The organism is Mumia sp. ZJ430, assembly GCF_011751845.1.
Classification (GTDB): domain Bacteria; phylum Actinomycetota; class Actinomycetes; order Propionibacteriales; family Nocardioidaceae; genus Mumia.
Genome location: NZ_JAAHFK010000002.1, coordinates 734,065 through 756,995 on the forward strand (window position 1 = coordinate 734,065; position 22,931 = coordinate 756,995).

21 protein-coding genes are annotated in these 22,931 nt (G+C 70.5%); 14 read left to right on the top strand and 7 right to left on the bottom strand.

Annotation, left to right across the window (positions count from 1 at the left end; genetic code table 11):
• Nucleotides 1-159: 159 nt before the first annotated feature.
• The 3 genes from HCT63_RS10055 to HCT63_RS10065 are packed head-to-tail and all read left to right on the top strand — an operon-like array spanning nucleotide 160 to nucleotide 3,283.
• A complete protein-coding gene (locus HCT63_RS10055; protein WP_167003711.1) occupies nucleotides 160-651 on the top strand; it encodes a PH domain-containing protein in 492 nt (163 codons plus the stop codon).
• Nucleotides 635-2,050 (top strand): PH domain-containing protein, encoded by a 1,416-nt coding sequence (locus HCT63_RS10060; RefSeq protein WP_167003714.1) that lies wholly within the window; start codon nucleotides 635-637, stop codon nucleotides 2,048-2,050. Before HCT63_RS10055 ends, HCT63_RS10060 begins: the two co-directional genes overlap by 17 nt.
• Before the next feature lie 27 nt (nucleotides 2,051-2,077).
• A complete protein-coding gene (locus HCT63_RS10065) occupies nucleotides 2,078-3,283 on the top strand; it encodes an amidohydrolase family protein (RefSeq protein ID WP_167003716.1) in 1,206 nt (401 codons plus the stop codon).
• 1 nt (nucleotide 3,284) lies between these two features.
• Here the strand turns inward: HCT63_RS10065 and dusB are convergent, their stop codons facing one another.
• The 6 genes from dusB to HCT63_RS10095 form a co-directional block, all read right to left on the bottom strand.
• Nucleotides 3,285-4,436, bottom strand: coding sequence for a tRNA dihydrouridine synthase DusB (gene dusB / locus HCT63_RS10070; protein WP_167003718.1), 1,152 nt, complete (start codon nucleotides 4,434-4,436; stop codon nucleotides 3,285-3,287).
• A gap of 69 nt (nucleotides 4,437-4,505) precedes the next feature.
• Nucleotides 4,506-5,717: a pyridoxal phosphate-dependent aminotransferase gene (locus tag HCT63_RS10075; RefSeq protein WP_167003720.1), complete on the bottom strand. Its 1,212-nt coding sequence runs from the start codon at nucleotides 5,715-5,717 to the stop codon at nucleotides 4,506-4,508.
• A 22-nt stretch (nucleotides 5,718-5,739) separates the two neighbouring features.
• Nucleotides 5,740-6,342, bottom strand: coding sequence for a hypothetical protein (locus HCT63_RS10080; protein ID WP_167003722.1), 603 nt, complete (start codon nucleotides 6,340-6,342; stop codon nucleotides 5,740-5,742).
• Nucleotides 6,339-7,727: a glycine--tRNA ligase gene (locus tag HCT63_RS10085; RefSeq protein ID WP_243842973.1), complete on the bottom strand. Its 1,389-nt coding sequence runs from the start codon at nucleotides 7,725-7,727 to the stop codon at nucleotides 6,339-6,341. The genes HCT63_RS10080 and HCT63_RS10085 overlap by 4 nt, the downstream gene beginning before the upstream one ends.
• A gap of 196 nt (nucleotides 7,728-7,923) precedes the next feature.
• Nucleotides 7,924-8,916: an aldo/keto reductase gene (locus tag HCT63_RS10090; RefSeq protein WP_167003724.1), complete on the bottom strand. Its 993-nt coding sequence runs from the start codon at nucleotides 8,914-8,916 to the stop codon at nucleotides 7,924-7,926.
• A gap of 39 nt (nucleotides 8,917-8,955) precedes the next feature.
• Nucleotides 8,956-9,270 carry an antibiotic biosynthesis monooxygenase family protein gene (locus HCT63_RS10095; protein ID WP_167003726.1) on the bottom strand — a complete coding sequence of 105 codons (315 nt, stop codon included), beginning with the start codon at nucleotides 9,268-9,270 and terminating at the stop codon, nucleotides 8,956-8,958.
• 47 nt (nucleotides 9,271-9,317) lie between these two features.
• On the opposite strand from HCT63_RS10095, the gene HCT63_RS10100 reads away from it, so the two are divergent.
• The 8 genes from HCT63_RS10100 to HCT63_RS10135 all read left to right on the top strand — a co-directional run bounded on the left by HCT63_RS10100 (nucleotide 9,318) and on the right by HCT63_RS10135 (nucleotide 16,504).
• Nucleotides 9,318-9,581, top strand: a complete 264-nt coding sequence (locus HCT63_RS10100; protein ID WP_167003727.1) for a hypothetical protein — start codon at nucleotides 9,318-9,320, stop codon at nucleotides 9,579-9,581.
• A gap of 100 nt (nucleotides 9,582-9,681) precedes the next feature.
• A complete protein-coding gene (locus HCT63_RS10105; RefSeq protein WP_167003729.1) occupies nucleotides 9,682-10,659 on the top strand; it encodes a metal ABC transporter substrate-binding protein in 978 nt (325 codons plus the stop codon).
• Nucleotides 10,656-11,441, top strand: a complete 786-nt coding sequence (locus HCT63_RS10110) for a metal ABC transporter ATP-binding protein (RefSeq protein WP_167003731.1) — start codon at nucleotides 10,656-10,658, stop codon at nucleotides 11,439-11,441. Before HCT63_RS10105 ends, HCT63_RS10110 begins: the two co-directional genes overlap by 4 nt.
• Entirely contained in the window at nucleotides 11,429-12,292 is an 864-nt protein-coding gene (locus HCT63_RS10115) for a metal ABC transporter permease (RefSeq protein WP_243842974.1), read from the top strand. The genes HCT63_RS10110 and HCT63_RS10115 overlap by 13 nt, the downstream gene beginning before the upstream one ends.
• Nucleotides 12,289-12,681, top strand: coding sequence for a transcriptional repressor (locus tag HCT63_RS10120; protein WP_167003733.1), 393 nt, complete (start codon nucleotides 12,289-12,291; stop codon nucleotides 12,679-12,681). Before HCT63_RS10115 ends, HCT63_RS10120 begins: the two co-directional genes overlap by 4 nt.
• Nucleotides 12,678-13,553: a 3-methyladenine DNA glycosylase gene (locus HCT63_RS10125; protein ID WP_167003735.1), complete on the top strand. Its 876-nt coding sequence runs from the start codon at nucleotides 12,678-12,680 to the stop codon at nucleotides 13,551-13,553. The genes HCT63_RS10120 and HCT63_RS10125 overlap by 4 nt, the downstream gene beginning before the upstream one ends.
• A gap of 337 nt (nucleotides 13,554-13,890) precedes the next feature.
• Nucleotides 13,891-15,066 carry an ROK family transcriptional regulator gene (locus tag HCT63_RS10130; protein WP_243843009.1) on the top strand — a complete coding sequence of 392 codons (1,176 nt, stop codon included), beginning with the start codon at nucleotides 13,891-13,893 and terminating at the stop codon, nucleotides 15,064-15,066.
• 139 nt (nucleotides 15,067-15,205) lie between these two features.
• Complete coding sequence (locus tag HCT63_RS10135; RefSeq protein WP_167003739.1) at nucleotides 15,206-16,504, top strand: C39 family peptidase; 1,299 nt, start codon at nucleotides 15,206-15,208, stop codon at nucleotides 16,502-16,504.
• An 87-nt stretch (nucleotides 16,505-16,591) separates the two neighbouring features.
• Here HCT63_RS10135 and cimA read toward each other — a convergent pair whose 3' ends face one another.
• Nucleotides 16,592-18,196, bottom strand: coding sequence for a citramalate synthase (gene cimA / locus HCT63_RS10140; protein WP_167003741.1), 1,605 nt, complete (start codon nucleotides 18,194-18,196; stop codon nucleotides 16,592-16,594).
• 183 nt (nucleotides 18,197-18,379) lie between these two features.
• Between cimA and HCT63_RS10145 the strand changes: the two genes are divergently transcribed.
• The 3 genes from HCT63_RS10145 (at nucleotide 18,380) to HCT63_RS10155 (ending at nucleotide 22,923) form a co-directional block, all read left to right on the top strand.
• The gene (locus tag HCT63_RS10145) at nucleotides 18,380-19,462 is read left to right on the top strand and encodes an NADP-dependent oxidoreductase (RefSeq protein WP_167003743.1); all 1,083 of its coding nucleotides are present in this window, start codon (nucleotides 18,380-18,382) and stop codon (nucleotides 19,460-19,462) included.
• Nucleotides 19,459-20,148, top strand: coding sequence for a hypothetical protein (locus tag HCT63_RS10150; protein ID WP_167003745.1), 690 nt, complete (start codon nucleotides 19,459-19,461; stop codon nucleotides 20,146-20,148). The genes HCT63_RS10145 and HCT63_RS10150 overlap by 4 nt, the downstream gene beginning before the upstream one ends.
• Before the next feature lie 129 nt (nucleotides 20,149-20,277).
• Nucleotides 20,278-22,923, top strand: a complete 2,646-nt coding sequence (locus tag HCT63_RS10155) for a glycoside hydrolase family 3 C-terminal domain-containing protein (RefSeq protein WP_167003747.1) — start codon at nucleotides 20,278-20,280, stop codon at nucleotides 22,921-22,923.
• Nucleotides 22,924-22,931: the final 8 nt, after the last annotated feature.

Here is a 22,931-nt window from a genome sequence, read left to right on the forward strand (position 1 = left end):
TCAGCGGCAGGAACGTGCCGCACGATCCGAGTGAAGTGGAGACGACCCGGGTCCGGGTCTGCGCCTATTGTTGCCGAGGAGGACTTATCCGTCCATGGCGTGTGCGGAATCGTGACCGACCCGCACAAGGCTCGGCCGCCGCACGGGTAGTGTCGGCGCGTGGACTCCCTCTTCGACCCGCCTGCAGGTGCGTGGCAGCCGGTCTCGGTCAAGCTCCGTACGCTCCACCGGCTGATGCTCGTCCTCTGGATCACGATCCCCGCCGTGATCGCGTGCGTCGCCGTCGCCCTGCTCCTCCAGTGGTGGTGGCTCGTGGCGCTCATCGCGGTCGCCGCCGTCGCCGGGATCGTCTGGGGTTGGCTCTGGGCGGCACGCAACCAGGCCGCGTGGGGGTTCGCCGAGAACGCCGAGGACCTGTGGGTACGCCACGGTGTCGCGTGGCGGCGGATCGTCGCCGTCCCGTACGGGCGGGTCCAGTACGTCGATGTGACTGCCGGCCCGATCGAGCGCTCCTACGGCATCGCGAAGGTCTCGCTGCACACGGCGTCGTCCAACACCTCGGCGGTGATCCCCGGGGTGACCGCCGACGACGCCGTCCGTCTGCGCGACCGCCTCACCGAGCTGGGCAAGACCCGTGGCTCCGGAATCTGAGCCGCAGGCCGCCCCGTTCGAGCAGCCGCCGGCGGCACAAGGGCAGCGTACGCACCCGGCGAGTGCGTTCGTCCGGGTCTGGATCTGGGTCGCCGCGGGCCTGTTCGCCTTCGGCCGCGACGTCCTCGAGGGCGGCGGCGACCGCAGCCTGCTCTCGGTCCTGTGGGTCGGCCTGGCGCTCGTCGGCGTGGCGGCGCTGCTCGGGGTCGTGTTCGGCTACCTCTCGTGGCGCTTCACCCGCTACTTCATCGACGGCCGTGAGATCCGCATCGAGAGCGGCATCCTGACGCGCAAGTCACGGCGTGCCCCGTACGAGCGCATCCAGTCGGTCGACATCGCCGAGCCCTTCGCCGCCCGGATCTTCCGCCTGTGCGAGCTGCGCATCGAGCTCGCGGGCGGTGACGACTCGCGGCTCTCCCTGCAGTACCTGCGCCACAGCGACGCCGACCGCCTGCGTCACCTCCTGCTCCAGCGCGCATACGAGGCGGGCTCGCAGGCCGTCGGTGCTCCCGCGCCGAGCCAGGCAGCCGAGGGCGAGCCGGGCCAGCCCGACGGCGGCGTCGCGGTGCAAGGATTGCACGTCGATCTCTCACCTCCGATCCTCATCGTCCGCCCGGTGCGGCTGGTGGTGGCGACCCTGCTGTCGGCGGAGTTCCTCACGCCCGCGGCGTTCATGCTCGTCCTGCTCGTCGTCGGCCTCGTGTTCCCCGGGTTCGTGATCGTCGGCCTGCTGCCGTTCCTGTTCTGGGCCGGGCAGGTGATCATGTCGCGCGTGATCGCCCAGTGGGATTTCACGCTGCGACGCGCACCCACCGGGCTCCACGTGACGCGCGGCCTGCTGTCGCGGATCTCGCAGACGATCCCGTACGACCGGGTGCAGGCCGTCGTCGTGCACCAGGCCGCGCTGTGGCGCCCGCTGCACCTCGAGCGCGCCGACGTCACCGTGGCCGGTGCGTCACGCGACACCGACGGCGGAGGCAGCAGCGCGACGCTCGTTCCCGTGGCGACGCCGCAGGAGGTCCGGATGGTGCTGGGCGAGCTGTTCGCCGACGTCGATCCCGAGACGGTCCCGCGGGCTCGCGCTCCGAGACGCTCGCGGCTGTTCGCGCCGATCGGGTGGCGCTTCCGGTCCGCAGGGTCCGACGCGCACGCGTTCGTCGCCGACCGCGGGTGGGTGACGCACCGTACGGACGTCGTCCCGCACGCCAAGACGCAGTCCGTCGTGATCACCCAGGGTCCGCTCCAGCGGTGGCGCGGCGTCGCCGACCTGACCGTGCACACGCCGGACGGCCCGGTCGAGGCGATGGGGCGCTCCCTGGCCTCGGCGGACGTACGCGGGCTGGCCGAGAAGCAGCTGGCCCTGGCGCGCGAGGCACGCGAGGCTCTCGGGGAGAGCTGACGGCCGCCGCCGGTATCGTGCTGCGGTATGAGCGGCAGCCTGGTCCTGCGCAACGGTCGCTTCCGCGATCCCGAGAGCGGCTCGGTCGTCGAGGGCGACCTCCTCGTCGAGAGGGGTGTCATCGAAGAGATCGGGAGCGTCGGGGCGACCGAGGCACCGGCGCTCGACCTCGGCGGAGCCACGGTCGTGCCCGGGTTCTTGGACGCCCACTTCCACGCGTTCAGCACGTGCATGGGTGGGCTCGAGCTCGAACGCCGCGCGCTGAGCTTCGTCGCGATCAATGCGACGAGACGCCTCGGTGCGGCCCTCGCACGCGGGTTCACCACGGTCCGCGACGTGGCCGGCGGTGACGCCGGCCTCGCGCAGGCGCTCGATCAGCAGCTGGTCGCCGCTCCTCGCTACCTTTACAGCGGGCCGGCGCTCAGTCAGACCGGCGGTCACGGCGACCCCCGTCCGGCGGACCTCGACGTGTGCTTCCACGAGGGCCACATGAACGAGATCGTGGACGGGGTCGACGACCTCCGCCGCGCCGTCCGGCGGCGTTTCCAGCAGGGTGCCCACGTCATCAAGATCATGACGTCGGGCGGCGTCGTGTCACCGGTCGACCCGATCCGTATCCCCCAGTACTCGGCGGAGGAGATCGCCGCGGTCGTAGACGAGGCGACCCGTCGCGGCAGCTACGTCGCCGCGCACTCTTACTCGAGCGAGGCCGTCATCCACTCGGTCACCCACGGCGTCCGCTCGATCGAGCACGGCAACCTCATCGACTCCGCCGCGGCACGGACGATGGCCGAGCACGGCGCCTATCTCGTTCCGACCCTGGTCGCGTACGACTCCATGGCCCGACGCGCCGACGAGGTCGGGCTGTCGCCCGTGGGTCGCGCCAAGAACGCCGAGGTGCTCGGCTCGGGCAAGGACGCCATCACGCTGGCCACCGAGGCTGGTGTCCCGGTCGGGTTCGGCAGCGACCTGATGGGCGACCTCGAGAACGACCAGCTGCGCGGTCTGCAGCTGCAGGCCGAGGTGCAGACGCCCGAGGCCCTGCTGCGCTCGCTCACAACGGTCAACGCCGCGCTGTTCCGGCGGCCGGAGCTCGGTCGGCTCGCGGTGGGCTCGCCGGCGGACCTCGTCGCCCTGGCCGCCGACCCGATGGACGACGTCGAAGTGCTGTGGGACGAGTCGCGTCCGCGGACCGTCGTACGGGCCGGTGTCCCGGTGGGCCTCTCCGCCTAGCTCAACCGCCGGAGGTGGCGTCCTCGGCCGCGGCATCGATGCGGCTGACCTCGCGCGAGGTCAACCACCCGTCCGGCAGCGCGACGCGCTTGGGGTTGCCCTGACGGCCGCGTGGCTTGCCGAGCTCACCGATCGGGTACGGCTCGTTGTGATCAAGGTCGGCCAGCAGCGCGTCCAGGTCGGCCAGCGAGCTGATCGTCGCCAGCGCGTGTCGCATCTGCCCACCGGCACGGAAGCCCTTGAGGTACCACGCGACGTGCTTGCGGAACTCGATGCAGCCCCGCTCCTCCCCCATGTCCGCCGCGAGCAGCTCGGCATGCCGGCGCATCCAGGCGGCCACCTCACCGAGGCTCGGCATCGCCGTCTCCTGCTCACCGGCGAACGCGGCCGCCAGGTCGCGGAACAGCCACGGGCGCCCCAGGCAGCCGCGTCCGACCACGACGCCGTCGGCGCCGGTCTGCTCGATCATCGCGAGGGCGTCGGAGGCTTCCCAGATGTCGCCGTTGCCGAGGACGGGGATGTCGACGGCCTGCTTGAGGGTCGCGATCGCATCCCAGTCGGCCTGACCGGAGTAGTGCTGCGCCGCCGTACGCCCGTGCAGCGCGATCGCGGCACACCCCGCGTCCTGCGCGATGCGCCCTGCATCGAGGTACGTGAGGTGGTCGTCGTCGATGCCCTTGCGGGTCTTCATCGTGACCGGGACCCCGTACGGGCTCGCCGCGCGCACCGCCTCGGTGAGGATCTCGCCGAGCAGCGTCGCCTTCCACGGCAGCGCCGCTCCCCCGCCCTTGCGGGTCACCTTCGGGACGGGACAGCCGAAGTTGAGATCGACGTGGCCGACGCCGTGCTCCTCGCAGAGGATCTGCACCGCCTTGCCGATGTAGACGGGGTCGATCCCGTACAGCTGCACCGACCGCACCGTCTCGGCCTCGGCGAAGCTGAGCATCCGCAGGCTGATCGGGTCGCCCTCGACGATCCCGCGCGACGTGATCATCTCGCAGACGTAGAGCCCGGCGCCCTGCTCGGCGCACAGCTGCCGGAACGCCGCGTTGGTGACGCCTGCCATCGGCGCGAGCACGACCGGCGTCGCGACCTCGAGGGTGCCGAGGCGCAGCGGCGGGCGTACGGGGGCGGTGGTGGGCATGGCGTCCATTCTCCCAGGCGCGTGCAACCGCGCGCACAGGCGCCGCGTCGGGGCGTGGCGAGGGCGGCGGCGCGGGACTCAGGCGGCGTACGTCTCCAGGAACGTCGCGATGCGGCCGATCGCGTCCTCGAGGTCCTCCACGCGCGGCAGCGTGACGAGGCGGAAGTGGTCCGGGGTCGGCCAGTTAAAGCCCGTCCCCTGCACGATGAGCAGCTTCTGCTCCCGCAGCAGCTCGTACGCGAACTTCTCGTCGTCGACGATCGGATAGACCTCGGGGTCGAGCCTCGGGAACATGTACAGCGCTCCCTTCGGCTTCACGCAGGTCACCCCCGGGATCGCCGTGAGCAGCTCGTACGCGCGGTTGCGCTGCTCGAGCAGCCGACCGCCCGGCAGCAGCAGGTCGTTGATCGACTGCCGTCCCCCGAGCGCCGTCGCGATCGCGTACTGCGAGGGGACGTTGGGGCACAGCCGCATGTTCGCGAGCATGTTGAGGCCCTCGACGTACGAGCGCGCGTGGTGCTTGGGGCCCGACAGGATCATCCAGCCGCTACGGAAGCCCGCGACCCGGTAGGCCTTGGAGAGGCCGTTGAACGTCACGCACAGGAGGTCCTCGGCGAGCGAGGCCACGCAGGTGTGCTCGGCGTCGTCGTACAGGATCTTGTCGTAGATCTCGTCGGCGTAGACGATCAAGTTGTTCTCGCGCGCCACCTGCACGAGGTCGCGCAGCACCTCGGGCGAGTACACCGCGCCCGTCGGGTTGTTGGGGTTGATGATGACGATCGCCTTCGTCCGGTCGGTGACCTTGGCGCGGACGTCGTCGATGTCGGGGTTCCAGTCGGAAGCCTCGTCGCAGCGGTAGTGCACCGCCGTGCCTCCCGCGAGGCTGACCGCAGCCGTCCACAGCGGGTAGTCCGGCATCGGCACGAGCACCTCGTCGCCGTCGTCGAGCAGCGCCTGCATCGCCATGACGATGAGCTCGGAGACGCCGTTGCCGAGATAGACGTCGTCGACGTCGATGCCGGGCACGCGCTCCTCGTAGTGCTGCACGACCGCGCGGCGCGCCGGCAGCAGCCCCTGCGAGTCGCTGTAGCCCTGGGCCTGGTGGAGGTTGGCGATGATGTCGACGAGGATCTCGTCGGGAGCCTCGAAGCCAAACGGTGCCGGGTTGCCGATGTTGAGCTTGAGGATGCGGTGGCCCTCGTCCTCGAGACGCCTGGCCTCTTCCAGCACCGGACCCCTGATGTCGTACAGGACGTCCGCCAGCTTCGTCGACTGCATCACCTCACGCATGCACCAAGCATGCCAGCGTGACTCAGCTCACGGGCCAGGAGACCGGCTTCGAGAGGTCGTCGGTCCGCAGCTGCACGGAGCTCAGCGTGGCGCCCTGTGGGACGAGCAGCACGAAGCACGCCTTCGCGGTCGCGCCTGCGTCGAACGTCTTCGGCAAAGCACCACCGGGGCAGCGTGTGAACGGCTCCCCCGCGAACGTCGTCGGCGGGAAGAACGTCTTCGTCGAGTCGAACCCGTACACGGGGACCGCCGCGCCGCCGAGCGGGTCGGGGCCGTCGTTACGGAGGTCCAGCGACACGTAGTAGGGCGTTGAGGCCGCGGACGCGGGATCGAGGACGTAGCCCGAGAGGTCGCTCGCCTTGCCCGGCTTCACCGAGGCGACCGTCACAGTGAGCGCACTGGCCGCCTCACCCACCGGATAGCCGACCGTCGCCGGCTTGCCGACCGCGACCTCGGTGCCGGCCTCGGTCAGCGTCACGCCCTCCGGGACGTCGACGGCCGACGTGCCCTCGGACGCGCCCTTCGCAGGCTCCTCGTCGCCGCCGCTGCACCCACCGAGCACGAGTGCCGTCGCACCGGCCAGCGCGACGAACGCCGCGCGCCGGCCCGTACGAGGCGCCCTCATGCGCCGATCAGACGCGTGGCGAGGTAGGCCGTGACCTGGTCAAGGGCCACCCGCTCCTGCGTCATCGTGTCGCGCTCGCGGATCGTCACCGCGTTGTCGTCGAGGGTGTCGAAGTCGACCGTGATGCAGAACGGCGTGCCGATCTCGTCCTGACGGCGGTAGCGGCGGCCGATCGCACCGGCGTCGTCGAAGTCGACGTTCCACGACTGGCGCAGCTCGGCGGCCAGGTCGCGCGCGGCCGGGCTGAGGCGCTCGTTGCGCGACAGCGGAAGCACCGCGGCCTTGATCGGCGCCAAGCGCGGGTCGAGCGCGAGCACCGTGCGCTTGTCGACGCCGCCCTTGGCGTTGGGGGCCTCGTCCTCGCGGTAGGCGTCGACGAGGAACGCCATCAGCGAACGGTTGACGCCGGCTGCGGGCTCGATGACGTACGGGGTCCAGCGCTCGCCGAGCTCCTGGTCGAAGTACGTGAGGTCGTTGCCCGAGTGCTTGGAGTGCGTGCCGAGGTCGAAGTCGGTGCGGTTGGCGACGCCCTCGAGCTCACCCCACTCCGAGCCGGCGAAGCGGAACCGGTACTCGATGTCGACGGTGCGCTTGGAGTAGTGCGAGAGCTTCTCCTGCGGGTGCTCGTACAGACGCAGGTTGTCGGCGGACACACCGAGGTCGGTGTACCAGCGCATGCGCTCGTCGATCCAGTACTGGTGCCACTCCTCGTCGGTGCCGGGCTTGACGAAGAACTCCATCTCCATCTGCTCGAACTCACGGGTGCGGAAGATGAAGTTGCCGGGCGTGATCTCGTTGCGGAAGGACTTGCCCATCTGCGCGATGCCGAACGGCGGCTTCTTGCGCGCGGCGGCCATCACGAGCGCGAAGTTGACGAAGATGCCCTGAGCGGTCTCCGGGCGGAGGTAGTGCATGCCCTCCTCGGAGTCGACCGGGCCGAGGAAGGTCTTGAGCAGGCCAGAGAACTGGCGCGGCTCGGTCCACTGGCCACGCGTGCCGCAGTGCGGGCAGACGACGTCGGACATCGCGACGTCGTCGGGATCGGCGATGCCCTTCTTCTCCGCGTACGCCTCCTGGAGGTGGTCCTGGCGGAAGCGCTTGTGGCAGTGCTGGCACTCGATCAGCGGGTCGGTGAACACGTCGACGTGGCCGGAGGCCTCCCACACCTTGCGGGGCAGGATCACCGAGGAGTCGAGGCCGACGACGTCGTCACGGCGCTGCACCATCGCACGCCACCACTGGCGCTTGATGTTCTCCTTGAGCTCGACGCCCAGCGGACCGTAGTCCCAGGCGGAGCGGGTGCCTCCGTAGATCTCACCGCTGGGGAAGACGAACCCCCGGCGCTTCGAGAGGCTGACGACGTTGTCGATGACGGAGGCAGGCACGAGAGAACTCGCTTTCCGGCTGGGTGTCGGCGGGCATCGGCGGCGCGCCGTGGCGTGCCGCGCCCGAGTGGGTCGGTCCAGGCTACCGGACGCCCTCGGGGGGCAGAGTGACCCCGCGGTTTCGACCCCCGCTGGTCGAGACCCCCCGATGGTCGAGCCTGTCGAGACCCCCCGCTGGTCGAGCCTGTCGAGACCCCTACTCCCGCCCCGCCGACACCCACGTCGGATCAGCCGACCGACCGCCGACGACCGCAGCGGACACCTCGTCCAGCGTCGCCATCGTGTCGGCATCGAGCCGTACGGCCAGCGCGCCGAGGTTCTCATCGACCCGCTCAGCCCTGCGCGTGCCGGGGATCGGCACGACGGGCAGGCCCCACCGCTCTGCCTGCGCGTGGACCCACGCCAACGCCACCTGCGCCGGCGTCGCGCCCATCTCGCCCGCCACCCGGCGTACGGTCTCGACCACGACCTGGTTGGCGTCGAGGTTGCTGGCGTCGAAGCGCGGGAAGGTCCGGCGCATGTCACCCTCGGGGATCGTTGTCCCGACCGAGCCGGCGAGGAAGCCCCGCCCCAGCGGCGAGTACGGGACGAAGCCGACCCCGAGCTCGGCGGCGGCGGGCACGACGTGACGCTCGACGTCGCGACTCCAGATCGACCACTCGCTCTGCACGGCCGCGATCGGGTGCACGGCGTGCGCGCGACGCAGCTCGTCGGCCGTGACCTCCGAGACTCCGAGGTGGCGGACCTTGCCCTCCGCGACGAGCTCGGCCATCGCGCCGACCGTCTCCTCGATCTCGACCTGGGTGTCGATCCGGTGGAGGTAGTACAGGTCGATCACGTCGGTGTCGAGCCGCCGCAGCGACTCCTCGGCGCACTCGCGGACATACGGGGCGTCACCACGCGCGGCACGCTCGCCGACGCGGATGTTGCCGGCGACCCCGAACTTCGTCGCGACCTGCACCTGGCCCGGGCGGCTCGCGAGTAGCCGGCCGACGAGCTCCTCGTTGGTCCCGTTGCCGTACACGTTCGCCGTGTCGACGAACGTGACCCCGACGTCGACGGCGTGCTCCAGCGTCGCGAGGGCGCTCTCGGGGTCGGTTCCGCCGTACACCGTCGTCAGCGCCATCGCGCCGAAACCTTGCGGGCTGGTGCGCAGCCCGTCTCCCAGGATGATGTCGTTCACGCTCATACCGACACCCAAGATGTGACGCCGCTCACCTATTCCCTCTCAACGGCGCGTCGTCGGGTCGTCGTCGACGACATCCTCGTACGCATCGGTGTAGGCGCTCGGCTCCTCCAACGCGTGGGCGTACGGCCGCGCGGCCGCGACTTTGACGTCGTACGAGGACAGCGCACGGCGGTAGGCGCCGACGTTCTCCCACCGGGTGGTGAGCGTCCACAGGGTCGGGTCGTCCAGGTTGCGTCCGGCGAAGCCGTGGACGTAGCCGGGACGAGCGGCGAGCGCGTCGACCACGGCGCGGAGCTCGGCGGCGAAGGTGTCGGCTCGCTCGGAAGGGGCGCGGAAACGCGTGATGACCAGCACGCGCGCAGCCTAGTGGCGCCCCGGGCCCGTACGGCAGGATGGCGGCCATGAGCGATCCGTACGAGCGCATGCTGACGTCTCGCGGCGCGCGCGTCGCCGTCCCGGTCGTGGCGGCCGTGCTGCTCATCACCGGCTTGGCTGCCACGCCGCGGATCGGCATCCCCGCGCTGCTCGTCCTCGTCGCCTTCGTGGGTTGGATGGCATACCGGTCCCCCGACCCGACGTCCGGCCTCGCGCGACTCCGCCTCCTCGTGGTCGGCATCCTCGTCGCCGTGGCCGTCGGGCGCTTCCTCACCGCCGTGCTGGGCTGAGACCGGTCTGTCAGGGGTGATGGCCAGCTCGGCGATCACGATGAGCCATGCCACGGGCAACTGGTTTGAGAATGATTCCCAAATGCAATAATCTGCCGTCATGCCTCGCCCCTCCTCGCTGCGTCGGACTCGGCGCCGCCCCCTGGCCGTGCTCGCCGTCGCCCCGCTCGCCCTCGTCCTCGCGGCCTGCGGCTCCGACGGCGGCGGCTCCGGCGACGCGGTGCGCGTGACCGCTGCGGCGTACCCGTTCGCGTACGCGGCGGAGCGGATCGGGGGCACGATGGTGGACGTGGACAACCTGACCAGCCCCGGCGTCGAGCCTCACGACGCCGAGCTGACTCCACGCCAGCTCGGCGAGATCCGCGACTCCGACCTCGTCGTCTATCTCGACGACTTCCAGCCGCAGGTCAACGACGCGATCGACCAGGCCGAGCTCGACGCCGACGCGCTCCTCGACGTCGCCGACGTGGTCGACCTGCTCGACGCCTCCGACGACGGCCACACGCACATCGAGGGCGAGGAGCCCGGCCACGCCGAGGAGGACCACGACCACAGCGCCACCGACCCGCACGTGTGGCTCGACCCGAAGCGCATGGCGGCGATCGCCGACGCCGTGGCCGACCGCCTCGCCGAGATCGACCCGGACAACGCCGAGGCCTACCGCGAGAACGCCGACGCGTTCGACGCCGAGCTGACCGCGCTCGACACGGACTTTCGTACCGGCCTCGCGCAGTGCGAGACGCGCACGTTCGTCACCAGCCACGCCGCGTTCGGCTATCTCGCCGACGCGTACGACCTCGAGCAGATTGCGATCGCAGGGATCGAGCCCAACACCGAGCCGTCGACCCAGCAGCTCGCCGAGATCATCGAGCTCGTGAAGTCCGAGGGCATCACGACCGTGTTCACCGAGGAGCTCACGAGCCCCCGTACGGCCGACACGATCGCCCGCGAAGCCGGCGTCGCGACCGCAGTCCTCTCCCCGATCGAGGGGCTGAGCGACGCGACCGAAGACGAGACCTACCTCTCGCTCATGCGGCAGAACCTCGCCGCTCTCCAGAAGGCGAGCCGCTGCTCATGACCGACGCTGCACCACTGGCGGTCCACGACCTCCACGTCTCCCTCGCCGGACGCGAGGTGGTCCGCGGAGTGTCGCTGACCGTCGAGCCCGGAGAGTTCGTCGTGCTCCTGGGGAGCAACGGCTCGGGCAAGACGACGCTGATGCGGGCGGCGATGGGCGTGATCCCGGTCGCCGCCGGCGAGGTGCGGTTGTTCGGGACGCCGCTGCGCCGGTTCCGCCAGCACCAGCGCATCGGCTATGTCCCGCAGCGCTCCACTGCTGCCGCCGGCGTGCCGTCGACGGTGCACGAGGTCGTGATGAGCGGCCGTCTCTCGCGCCGACCGGTCGTGGGCCTCGCCTCGCGAGACGACAAGGCCGCCGTCGCCGAGGCCCTCGCGCTCGTCGACCTCGTCGAGTACGCCGGGTCGCCCGCGGCCGAGCTGTCGGGCGGCCAGCAGCAGCGGGTCATGATCGCGCGCGGTCTCGCATCGCGCCCCGACCTGCTCGTGCTGGACGAGCCGACCGCGGGCGTCGACGCACGCAGCCAGGTCGCGCTCGCGGACCTCTTTGCCCGCCTGCTCGGCGAAGGCCGCGCGATCTTCATGGTCGCCCACGAGCTCGGCCCGTTCGAGCCGATGATCGACCGCGCCGTGGTGCTGCGCGACGGACGCGTCGCCTATGACGGCCCGTGCTCGGGCGGCAACCTCGCCGCCGAGGCCGAGCCCCACAACCAGCACCACCCCCACCTCGTGCTCCCTACGCACCACGTGGGCATCGAGGAGTCAGGAGCGTGGCCGACGTGAACGAGATCCTCTCGTACGACTTCATGCAGATGGCGCTGCTCGCTGCGCTGATCACCGGACTGACCGCACCCGCCATCGGGACGTACCTGGTCCAGCGCCGTCTCGCCCTGCTCGGCGACGGCATCGGCCACATCGCCCTCACCGGGGTCGCGGCTGGACTGCTCACCAACACGCAGCCGCTCGTGACCGCCGTGATCGTGAGCATCCTCGGCGCCGTCGCGATCGAGCTCATGCGTACGTACGGCCGCACCAGCGGCGACGTCGCGCTGGCGCTGCTCTTCTACGGCGGGATCGCCGGTGGCGTCATGCTCACGAACCTCGCCGGCGGCTCGGCGGCGACGCTCAACAGATATCTGTTCGGCTCGATCACGACCATCGACAGCACCGACCTCACGATCGTGGTGGTCCTGGGTGCGGTGGTGATGCTGCTGTCCGCGGGCCTGTCGCCGCAGCTGTTCGCCGTGTGCCAGGACGAGGAGCACGCCCGGGTGTCCGGCGTGCCGGTACGGGCGTACGCGCTACTCATCGCCGTGCTCGCGGCCGTCACCGTCACGGTCTCGATGCGCACCGTCGGCCTGCTGCTCGTCTCGGCGCTGATGGTCGTCCCGGTCGCGGCGGCGCAGCAGGTCACCCGCAGCTTCCGTGGCACGTTCGTCCTGGCGATGGTGATCGGCACCTTCGCCGCCGTCGCCGGCGTGCTCGGCAGCTACCAGATCAACACGCAACCGGGCCCGACGATCGTCATCGTGGCGCTCGCGGTGTTCCTCGCGGTGGCGCCTCTCGGCCATCTCGTACGCTCGCACCGACGGCGCGAGACGCCCGTCCCGGTGCCCGTGGAGGAGGCAGCATGACCGAGACCCCCGTCCGTACGACCCGCCAGCGCCGTGCGGTGGCCGCGGTGATGGACGACCTCGACGGCTTCGCGAGCGCCCGCGAGATCCACGACGCGCTGCGCGACCGCGGCGAGTCGGTCGGGCTGTCGACGGTCTACCGCAACCTCCAGGCCCTCGCCGACGCCGACGAGGTCGACCAGCTGCGCAGCGACGACGGCGAGACGCTCTATCGCCGCTGCCGTACCGACCACCACCATCACCACCTCGTGTGCCGCGAGTGCGGACGCACCGCGGAGGTCCAGGGCCCGGCGCTGGAGAGGTGGGTCGAGCAGGTCGGCGCTGAGCACGGCTTCGGCCAGATGTCGCACACCCTCGAGATCTTCGGGACCTGTGACCGGTGTGGATGATCCTCGACGAGGCCGACTGGCGGGCGCGGGCCGACGCGCATCGCGAGCGCGCCGTGCCGTACGTCGCGGGCCGGCTGGCGCGTCGTGGTCGCGGTGAGAAGCATCCGGTCGACGACTTCCTGTTCGAGTACTACGGCTACAAGCCCGCGCGCCTGACTCGCTGGCATCCCGGCGTGGGGGTGCTGCTCGGGGGCGACGCCTCGGAGTACGCGGCGCTCGGGTCGTACCGCACCGTCGACCTCCCCGACGGCCGTACGGCCGTGGGGGCGGACGTGAGCCGCCTCGCGGGCCGCCGCGAGGGCATGGAGTGGATCCGCGGCCTGCTCGCGATGACGGCCGGGCGCACGGCGCGGCTGGACTGCTTCGGGCTGCACGAGTGGGCGATGGTCTATCGGCAGACGCCCCACGAGGTGCGCCACGTGGCATGGCCGCTGCGTCTCGGAGCGGACGGCACCGACGCCGTCGTCGAGTCGCACCAGCTGCGCTGCAGCCACGTTGACGCGTTCCGGTTCTTCACGCCCGACGCGGTGCCGCGCAATGCGCTCGCGCCGAGCCGCGAGACGCAGCGTGCGCTCGAGCAGCCCGGCTGCCTGCACGCCAACATGGACCTCTACAAGTGGGCGATGAAGCTCGTCCCGTACGGCGACTCCGACCTGCTGCTCGACTGCTTCGCGCTGGCCCGCGACGTGCGCGAGCTCGACATGCGCGCGGCGCCGTACGACCTCGCCGCGCTGGGCTACGAGCCCGTACGGATCGAGACGGCGGAGGGCAAGGCCGAGTACGTCCGCCTGCAGCGCGAGCACGCCGAGTGCGCCGCCGCCCTGCGCGTGCGACTCCTCGCGGACTACGACCGCGTCCTGGCCGCCGCCTGACCCCACCCCGCAACGTCATACGAACGGTGGGTCCCGACCCTCAATTCGTATGACGTCCGGGTGGCACCCGCTGACCCCGAGACCGGGCGGGTGGAGAGCCGCCGTCTGCCCTCCACCCGCTCCGTCACCGCCCACGATGCCTGCTCGTACGGGGGTGGCGGAGGGTTGCGCTCACCGTGATCTCAACGCGACACGCGCCTTCTCGGCGTCCGAGACACCTGCACACGACCCTCGTGTCCGGATAAGGTCCTTCTTGTCACCTAACTTTATGCACTTAGTAGTACGTCTTGAAACGGATGCCTTGTCACCCGGGGAGAAGCGAGGGCACGTGAACACCATGACGCAGGACAGCTCAACCGCTGGGCTCGTGCTCCGCACCGTGCTCCACCACGGCGTCGCCTTCCGCGACCAGATCGCTGAGTCCACGGGTCTCAGCGCGGCCACGATCGGCCGTCAGGTCACCTCGCTCGTCCGCCGCGGCCTGCTACGCGAGCGACCCGACTGCACTCGCTCCGGGCACGTCGGTCGCCCGAGCGTCCCCGTCGAGGTCGATGACCGCCTGCTCGCCGCCGGCGCCGTCCACATCGGGCGCCTCGTCACGACCGTCGCGCTCACCGACCTGCGCGGCCACGTGCTCGGCGTCGCCCACCTCCCGACCCGCGGAGGCGACGCCGACCTGGTCAAGGCCGCCGCCCGCCGTCTGATCGGACTGCACGCCGGGATCGGCGGCCGTACGCTCATCACCGCCGCGGTCGTCGCACCGTGGGAAGCTCTCGACCGCTCCCCCGCCGTCGCCGGTCGGACGCTGCGCGACACCACCACACTCCCCACCTCGACCGCCGACCACGTCGCCGCTGTCGCCGCCGCCGACCTCCTCTTCTCCCCCGAGCACGCACACGGGACGTCAACGTACGTCTATGCACGCGAGACCGTCGGCGTCGCGACCGTCCACGACGGGGTCATCCCCTCCAGTGGACGCCGTACGGGCAGCGTCACGCACCTCCCGACGACCTCCGACGCCCCGTGCCCCTGCGGCGCACGGGGCTGCCTCGGCGCCACCGTCGCCACGATCGGCCCGCGGGCTGCGGCCGCCGGTATCGTCGAACGGCCCGACGTCGAGCTGGTCCATGCCGCCGCGCTCGCCGGGGACGTCGACGCGCACGAGCTCCTCATCGACCGCGCCGACCACCTCGGCCGCGCGGTCGCGATCATCCGCGACCTCCTCGACCCCGACCGCGTCGTCCTCGCCGGCCAGGCCTTCACCGCATACCCGGCCGCCGCGTCGGTCGTGCTCGACGCGTTCCGCCGCACGACGGGGCTCGGGCCCGTGCCGATCACGCTGTCGCGGTTCGGCGCCGAGGTCCAGGCAGCAGCAGCCGGGGCGATCGCGCTCGGCCCGGTCTACCGCGACCCGCACGCCGCGCTCGACCGGCACTCGCGACTGGTCCAGCGCACCCGCAACACGCGGCGGTCGCGTTCGGCGTCGACGGTGGTGCGGCTGCAGCCCGCCTGAGAATGCGGCGAGATACGTTCCTCATCTGACGGCACCGACTCCCCATCACACCTCCCCGCACCTCTAGCGGAGAGGGCGGTTTCCCTGCCACTCTGGTCGCGCGACAGGATCCTCGCCTTCACGACCCTGAGGAGCGGCCATGTTCCGCAAGACATCGATCGGTATCGCAAGTCTCGCCACCCTGCTCACCCTGACGGCCCCGGCGACCGCCGCGCCGTCATCGGCGCCCGCTGTCGAGCCCGCCACGACCCAGATCACCACCGAGCACTGGGACGGGATCGCCGACTTCCGCGAGGGCAGCTGGGACGGCGTACGCCCCGGCGCCGGCGGGAGCCTGGTCGTCTCGCCCCGTACGACCCAGACCACCACCTACGCCGACCCGCACGGCGACGGCGTCGCCCGGACGTACGAGTACGGCACCTGGACGTCACCCGTCATGACTCCCGGCTACGCGATCGACGAGTCGATCACCTCCTGGAATGCGATCACGCCGACCGGCACCTTCGTCGAGACCACGTTCCGCGGCCAGCGCCCGGATGGCACGTGGACGAAGTGGTACGTCCTGGGGCGCTGGGCCTCGGGCGACGACTTCGAGGGCGGCGACATCCACCGCACCTCGCTCAACGGCCAGGGTGACACCGACGCCACCGTCTACACCGACACGTTCTCGGCACGTACCGGCAAGGAGCCCGTCGCCTACCAGACCCGGGTGACGCTCCTGCGTCCCGAGGGCAGCCACGCGACACCGCGGCTCAACGGCGTCACGACGATGACCAACGAGCTGCTCGGTGGCGACGACGGCGTCACCAGCGACTTCACGCTCGGCCGGCACGTCGAGCTCGACGTGCCGCGGTTCTCGCAGAACATCCACAAGGGCGAGTACCCGGAGTTCGGGGGCGGCGGCCAGGTCTGGTGCTCCCCGACCTCCACGACGATGGTGCAGTACTACTGGGGCAAGAAGCACCAGGTCCCGCGCCACGAGCTGCGCGACATCGTCGCCCCCAACGGCGACCCGCAGGTCGACTACGCGGCGATGATGACGTGGGACTACACGTACGAGGGCGCCGGCAACTGGCCCTTCAACGCCGCGTACGCCCATACGTTCGGCCTTGACACGTTCGTGACGCGGCTGCGGTCGCTCGCGGAGGCCGAGCGGCTCGTTGCCGCCGGGATCCCGGTCATCACGTCACTCTCGTGGGACCTCGACGAGATGCCCGAGGCGGGCTACGAGACCGACGGCCACCTCATGGTCATCATCGGGTTCACCGCCGACGGCGACCCGATCCTCAACGACCCTGCGTCGAACAGCAACGAGGCGGTCCGCAACGTCTACACCCGCGAGAACTTCGAGAAGGTGTGGCAGGACTCGACCGACGGCGTCTCGTACCTGTATCACCCGTCCCACGTGAAGCTCCCCCGCGGCGCCACCAACTGGTGACCTGCTGACGTACGACCCGACAAAAGGACCCGACGCTTCACCCCGGATCTGGGGGTGAAGCGTCGGGTCCTTTTGTCGGGTCGTACGTCAGGTCAGGACGCGGCGCAGCCCGTACGTGAACGCGTCGAGCAGCGCCTCCCACGACGCCTCGACGATGTTGTGACCGACGCCGACCGTGGTCCACGTGTCGGTGCCGTCGGTGGTGCCGATGAGCACGCGGATGCCGGCGTCCGTACCGCCGGCCTCGTCGAGGATGCGCACGCGGTAGTCGTTCAGTCCGAACGACGCGACGTCGGGGAACGCCCGCTCGATCGCCTGCCGCAGTGCGTGGTCGAGCGCGGAGACCGGTCCGTTGCCCTCCCCCGTCACGACGTAGCGCTGCCCGCCGGCCACGATCTTGACGGTCGCCTCGGACGGCGCCTCCTCACCGGCGGCGTGGTGCGACTCGGTGATGACCCGCCACGACTCGACGTCGAAGTACGAAGGACGCGCACCCTCAACCATCTCCGCGAGCAGCAGCTCGAACGAGGCGTCGGCCGCCTCGAACGTGTAGCCGGCCTGCTCGCGGACCTTGACGACGTCGGTGACGCGCGAGAGCGTCTCGGTGTCTCCGCTGAGGTCGAAGCCGAGCTCCTTGCCCTTGAGCTCGATCGTCGCCCGCCCGGCCATCTCCGAGACGAGCAGCCGCATGTCGTTGCCGACAAGCTCGGGATCGATGTGCTGGTAGAGGTCGGGGTCGACCCGGATCGCGCTCGCGTGCAGGCCCGCCTTGTGCGCGAACGCAGAGACGCCCGTGTACGGCTGGCGCGCCGCGGGCGGGTAGTTCGTGACCTCCGCGATCGCGTGGCCGATCCGGCTCGCCTCGCGCAGCGCGCCCGCCGGGACGACCTTCTGGCCCAGCTTGAGCTCGAGGTTGGCGACGCAGGTGATGAGGTCGGCATTGCCGGTCCGTTCGCCGTACCCGTTGACGCACCCCTGCAGGTGCGTCGCACCCGCGGCGACCGCGGCGAGCGAGTTGGCGACCGCGCACCCGGTGTCGTTGTGCGCGTGGATGCCGAGCCGCGCGCCGGTCGACGCCGCCACATCACCGACGATCTCGCCGACCCAGTGCGGGAGCATGCCTCCGTTGGTGTCGCACAGCACGACGACCTCCGCGCCCGCCTCCGCGGCCGTACGGACGACCTCCAGCGCGTACGCACGGTTCTGGCGATAGCCGTCGAAGAAGTGCTCGCAGTCGAGGAAGACCCGCTGCCCGTGCGCCCGCAGGTGCGTGACTGTGTCGTGGACCATTGCGAGGTTCTCCTCGAGCGACGTCCGCAGGGCCAGCTCGACGTGTCGGTCGTGACTCTTGGCCACGAGCGTCACCACCGACGCGCCGGACTCTCTCAGCGCGCCGACCAGCGGGTCGTCCGCGGCGGCCACGCCCGCGCGCCGGGTCGCGCCGAACGCCGCCAGGGTCGCGTGCTGCAGTGTCAGCTCCGTACGGGCACGCGCGAAGAAGTCCGTGTCCTTGGGATTGGAGCCCGGCCAGCCGCCCTCGATGTAGCCGACGCCGAGCGCGTCGAGGTGGCGAGCGATCACGAGCTTGTCGGCGACGGAGAGGTTGAGTCCCTCCTGCTGAGCGCCGTCACGCAGCGTCGTGTCGTACACGTGGAAGGTCGGGTCCGCCTCGGTGCGGGTCGGCTCGGTCATCTCGTTCTCCTGCTCGGGTCCGTGTCCGGTGTCTCCTCCCGAGTGGGCAGGTGCGCCCGCCCATAAAAAATGCCCCTCGGAGTACGAGAGGCTGCGCGTCGGACCTGGGAGGTAGGTCAGACGCGCTGTCTAATGAAGAGGCCGGTCACACGAGGCATGAAGCCACTCTAGACTGGCCGGACCATGACTTCCACCACAACCCCTGAGTCCGAGTCCAACCTCACTGTGAGGCTCGCGAGCCGACCGCACGGCGAACCGACGGCCGAGAACTTCGCGCTCGCTCTGGAGTCGACGCCCTCGCCTGGCGAGAACGAGGTGCTCCTGCGGACGATCTACCTCTCCCTCGACCCGTACATGCGGGGCCGAATGTCCGAGGCCGAGTCGTACGCCGAACCCGTCCCGGTCGGCGGCGTGATGGAAGGCGGGACGGTCTGCGAGGTCATCGCCTCGAAGACTGACATGGTCGACGTTGGCGACATCGTCCTCGCCCACACCGGATGGCAGCAGTACGCTGTCGCGTCCGACAAGGCCGTCCGGAGGCTCGACCCGACCCGTGCGCCGATCTCGACCGCTCTCGGCGTGCTCGGGATGCCCGGCTTCACTGCGTACGCGGGGCTGCTGCTGATCGGCGCACCGAGACCATCAGAGACGGTCGTCGTCGCGGCGGCCGCAGGTCCGGTCGGTTCGGCGGTTGGCCAGATCGCGCAGCTCAAGGGCGCTCGCGCCGTCGGCATCGCCGGCGGCCCCGAGAAGGTCGCGTACGTCAAGAACGAGCTGGGCTTCGAGGTGGCGCTCGACCACACCGCCCCCGACTTCGTCGACAGCCTCGCCGCAGCGACACCCGAAGGCATCGACGTCTACTTCGAGAACGTCGGCGGCAAGGTGTTCGACGCGGTGCTTCCCCGCATGAACGAGTTCGGGCGCATCCCCGTGTGCGGTCTGGTCTCGCAGTACAACGCGACCTCGCTGCCCGACGGCCCCGACCGTGTCCCGATGCTGATGAGCCGCATCCTGACCAAGAGCCTGACAGTGCGTGGCTTCATCCAGCGCGAGTTCGTGCGGGCGCACTACCGCGACTTCCTCGAAGACGTGCGCGGCTGGCTGGCCGACGGCAAGATCCGCTACCGCGAGGACGTGGTCGAGGGCCTCGAGAACGCCCCGGCCGCGTTCCTCGGCATGCTGCGCGGCGAGAACTTCGGCAAGCTCGTGGTCCAGGTCGGCGACGACCCCACGACGCCTCCTCCCGCCACGACGGCGTCCTCGTGAGCCGACCCGTGTCCGTGCCGGGGACGGTGTCTGCGCTCTACGTCGTGCTCACCGACGAGCCGCTGGAGTCCGACCTCGCTGATCCCCCGGTCCCGCCCCCGAGCCTGCTGCTCGCGCGCGGGTCGAGCCCGAAAGCCGTGCGCTTCGCCGAGTCGCTCCCGTACGCGACCGCGGTCACGGGCGAGTCGGCACCGGGTGACGCGCTCGAGACGCAACGGCGTACGCAGGCGGCCGCCCGCGCACTCGCCGCCGAGCACGTCGGCGTCGTGATCGACTCGGCGGTGCCCAGGCTGCTCTCGACGGCGCCGCACCCCGACGTCGTCCGCGCCAGCGACTGGTTCGTCCTCGAGCACCCGTCCGACGAGGTGTCGACGACGCACGGCCTCGCGCGGTTCGGACTGCCCGAGCTCGTCGTCTCGGGCATCGAGGCCGGGCGGCTTCCGATGTACGACGCGGTGCTCACCGGCATCGCGCAGCGGATGGTCGAGGAGTGGCCCGACAACGACCCCGTCGGACCGGCGACGATCACGCTCCGCGACGTGGCGAGAGGGTACGGCGACGCCTCGGCCGGCGGGGACGATCCGACCCTGGCGCGCAGTGTCGACGTCACCTTGACGTACGACCCTGACGACGACCTGCTGGTCGTCGCCCTGCACGACGACCCGGCGACCGCCCTCTTCGCCTAGCCCTCGTCGAGCCGGGCTCAGCGTTCACCACGCCGAGACTTCTCCTCCACTCGATGCCGTTTGTGTCCGTTTTGTCCGGGTACGGCGCGCAGGAACCGTGCTCTCGGGTTCCTCAGGAGGAGACATGCCATGAACAGAGCCAAGCTCCGCGGCGCCGCACTCGTCGTCGCGGCAACCACGACCGTCGCACTGGCCTCCACCGGCGCCGCCGCCCCACCGGGTGACGGCGCCGGTGGCGCTCAACGCGAACACTCGTACCGAATCACCGACTGGGACGACTCCCCTGAGGTCGAGCAGCGGGTCGAGGAGATCCTGGCCCAGATGACGACCGAGGAGAAGGCCGACCTCGCGACCGGCGAGCTCAACAACAACTACGGCTTCTTCAACAACGCCATCGCCCGCCTCGACATCCCGGCCTCGACGATGGCGGACGGCCCGCTCGGCGTCCGCATCGCCGACCCGGCCATCGACCGCAGCTCGACCCAGCTCCCCTCGGGCACCGCGCTCGCCGCGACCTTCGACGACGACCTCGCCGAGGAGTGGGGCTCCCTGCTCGGCCAGGAGGCCTTCGACAGCGGACACAACTTCTCGCTCGCGCCATCAGCGGACATCGCCCGTACCCCGTTGTGGGGTCGTGGCTTCGAGGGATTCGGCGAGGACCCGCTGCTCGTCGGCAACCTCGCCGCATCCGTGGTTGCTGGCATCCAGTCGCATCCCGTCGTCGCGACCGCCAAGCACCCGTTCGCCTACAACCAGGAGACGGACCGCTTCAACGTGAACGCCGTGGTCGACGAGCGCGCGCTCCAGGAGATCTATGTGCGCCCGTTCGGGATCGTCCAGCGCGACGGCAAGCCCGGCGCGATGATGTGCTCGTTCAACAAGCTCAACGGCACGTACTCGTGCGAGAACGACGCAATGACGACGATCCTGCAGCAGCAGCTCGGCTTCCGCGGGTTCATCATGAGCGACTACAACGCGACGCCCAGCACCGTGCAGGCCGCCAACGCCGGCCTCGACCAGGAGCAGCCCGGAGACCAGGGCCCGGGCAGCGCCAACTTCGGCGAACGGCTCGTCGCCGCCGTCGCAGCTGGTGAGGTGTCGATGGAACGCCTCGACGACATGGCGCGACGGATCCTGCGCCCGATGATCGGGTTAGGGCTCTTCGACGATCGCCCCGTCGTGACCGAGTGGGACAAGGAGCGCAACAGCGACTTTGCTCGCAAGGTCGCCGCCGAGGGCACGGTCCTGCTGAAGAACCGCGGCGAGGCGCTGCCTCTGACCCGCCGCTCGCGGTCGATCGCCGTCATCGGACCTGACGCGGACAACACGTCGGCACAGGGCGGCGGCTCGTCCCAGATCTCCATGCCGACCGCCTCGGTCAGCCCGCTCGAGGGCATCGAGAACCGGGCGGGATCTGGCGTCGACGTCTCGTACGCAGCAGGGACCGACGGCATCTCCGAAGGAGACCTGTTGCCCGGTCCGGCACCCGTCCCGTCGTCCGTGCTGACACCCGAGGACGGCAGCGGTACGGGGCTGAGCGCCACGTACTGGAGCAACACGACGTTCTCCGGTGCACCACACCTCGTCCAGGATGATCCGAACGCGAACATCAACTTCGGGTTCCAGAACTTCCCGGGGTTCAACGCCGCCTCTCCGAAGATCCCGACGTCACGAGGTGACTTCGGGCTGACCGGCGACCTGTCGGTGCAGTGGCGCGGGACGTTCACCGCGCCGACCGACGGGTTCTACACGCTCGGGCTCACCGCCCGCGGCGATGCGACGCTCACCATCGAAGGCGAGGAGGTCGTCGACCGGAGCGGTGACCTCGGGACGTCCGGCGAGCGGATCTTCTTCGAGGCGGGCGAGCCGCACGCGGTCGCGATCGACTACGCCGCACCGGCGCTCAACAGCTACCAGGGCGGCCAGCTCCGGTTCTGGTGGACCCACGCGGACACGATCACCAGCCCGGCGATGCAGGAGGCGGTCGACACTGCGGACGACGCCGACACGGCCGTCGTGGTGGTGCGCAACTACGAGACCGAGGGCGTCGACCGACCGAACCTCGGCCTCCCGAAGGAGCAGGAGCAGCTGATCCGCAAGGTCGCCGCCGTCAACCCGCGCACGATCGTCGTGATCACGACGGGCTCTCCGACGACCGTCGCGTCCTGGCAGCGCGGGGTCCGGGGCATCCTTCAGGCCTGGTACCCGGGGCAGGAGCAGGGCAACGCGATCGCCGACGTGCTCTTCGGCGACGTCAACCCGTCCGGCCGCCTGCCGGTCACCGTGCCACGCAACGAAGATCAGGTCCCGACGCCCAACGAGGGCACCGAGGTGTACGACGAGGGCATCTTCGTCGGCTACCGGGGATTTCTCGAGAACCGGGTCGAGCCCTCGTACGCGTTCGGGTACGGGCTGTCGTACACACAGTTCCGCTTCTCACGAGCGCAGGTCGTCAAGGGCAACCGCGGCGGCAAGAAGGTGTCGGTGCGCGTCCGCGTCACCAACACCGGCAACCGCCGCGGCACCGCCGTGCCGCAGGTGTACGTCGGGCGCCTGCCCGGCGTCGAGTCGCCGCCGCGACAGCTCGCCGGGTACGAGCGCGTGACACTCGCGCCCCGTCGCTCCAAGACGATCACGATCAAGGTGCCGAAGGAGTCCCTGTCGTACTGGGACGAGGACACCCACGGCTGGGTGACGCCTGAGGGCAACACCGCCGTGTACGTCGGGTCGTCGTCGGCAGACAACCGAAGGATCGGAAAGGTCCGCGTGCGCTGAGCGACCAC

Excerpts from the sequence above, each read along its gene's own strand:
- HCT63_RS10125 (WP_167003735.1), top strand. The coding sequence starts at position 12,678 with ATGATCCTCGACGAGGCCGACTGGCGGGCGCGGGCCGACGCGCATCGC.
- HCT63_RS10080 (WP_167003722.1), bottom strand. The coding sequence starts at position 6,342 with ATGAGGGCGCCTCGTACGGGCCGGCGCGCGGCGTTCGTCGCGCTGGCC.
- HCT63_RS10135 (WP_167003739.1), top strand. The coding sequence starts at position 15,206 with ATGTTCCGCAAGACATCGATCGGTATCGCAAGTCTCGCCACCCTGCTC.
- HCT63_RS10105 (WP_167003729.1), top strand. The coding sequence starts at position 9,682 with ATGCCTCGCCCCTCCTCGCTGCGTCGGACTCGGCGCCGCCCCCTGGCC.
- HCT63_RS10100 (WP_167003727.1), top strand. The coding sequence starts at position 9,318 with ATGAGCGATCCGTACGAGCGCATGCTGACGTCTCGCGGCGCGCGCGTC.
- dusB (WP_167003718.1), bottom strand. The coding sequence starts at position 4,436 with ATGGACGCCATGCCCACCACCGCCCCCGTACGCCCGCCGCTGCGCCTC.
- HCT63_RS10145 (WP_167003743.1), top strand. The coding sequence starts at position 18,380 with ATGACTTCCACCACAACCCCTGAGTCCGAGTCCAACCTCACTGTGAGG.
- cimA (WP_167003741.1), bottom strand. The coding sequence starts at position 18,196 with ATGACCGAGCCGACCCGCACCGAGGCGGACCCGACCTTCCACGTGTAC.
- HCT63_RS10090 (WP_167003724.1), bottom strand. The coding sequence starts at position 8,916 with ATGAGCGTGAACGACATCATCCTGGGAGACGGGCTGCGCACCAGCCCG.
- HCT63_RS10120 (WP_167003733.1), top strand. The coding sequence starts at position 12,289 with ATGACCGAGACCCCCGTCCGTACGACCCGCCAGCGCCGTGCGGTGGCC.
- HCT63_RS10065 (WP_167003716.1), top strand. The coding sequence starts at position 2,078 with ATGAGCGGCAGCCTGGTCCTGCGCAACGGTCGCTTCCGCGATCCCGAG.
- HCT63_RS10130 (WP_243843009.1), top strand. The coding sequence starts at position 13,891 with ATGACGCAGGACAGCTCAACCGCTGGGCTCGTGCTCCGCACCGTGCTC.
- HCT63_RS10110 (WP_167003731.1), top strand. The coding sequence starts at position 10,656 with ATGACCGACGCTGCACCACTGGCGGTCCACGACCTCCACGTCTCCCTC.
- HCT63_RS10075 (WP_167003720.1), bottom strand. The coding sequence starts at position 5,717 with ATGCGTGAGGTGATGCAGTCGACGAAGCTGGCGGACGTCCTGTACGAC.
- HCT63_RS10155 (WP_167003747.1), top strand. The coding sequence starts at position 20,278 with ATGAACAGAGCCAAGCTCCGCGGCGCCGCACTCGTCGTCGCGGCAACC.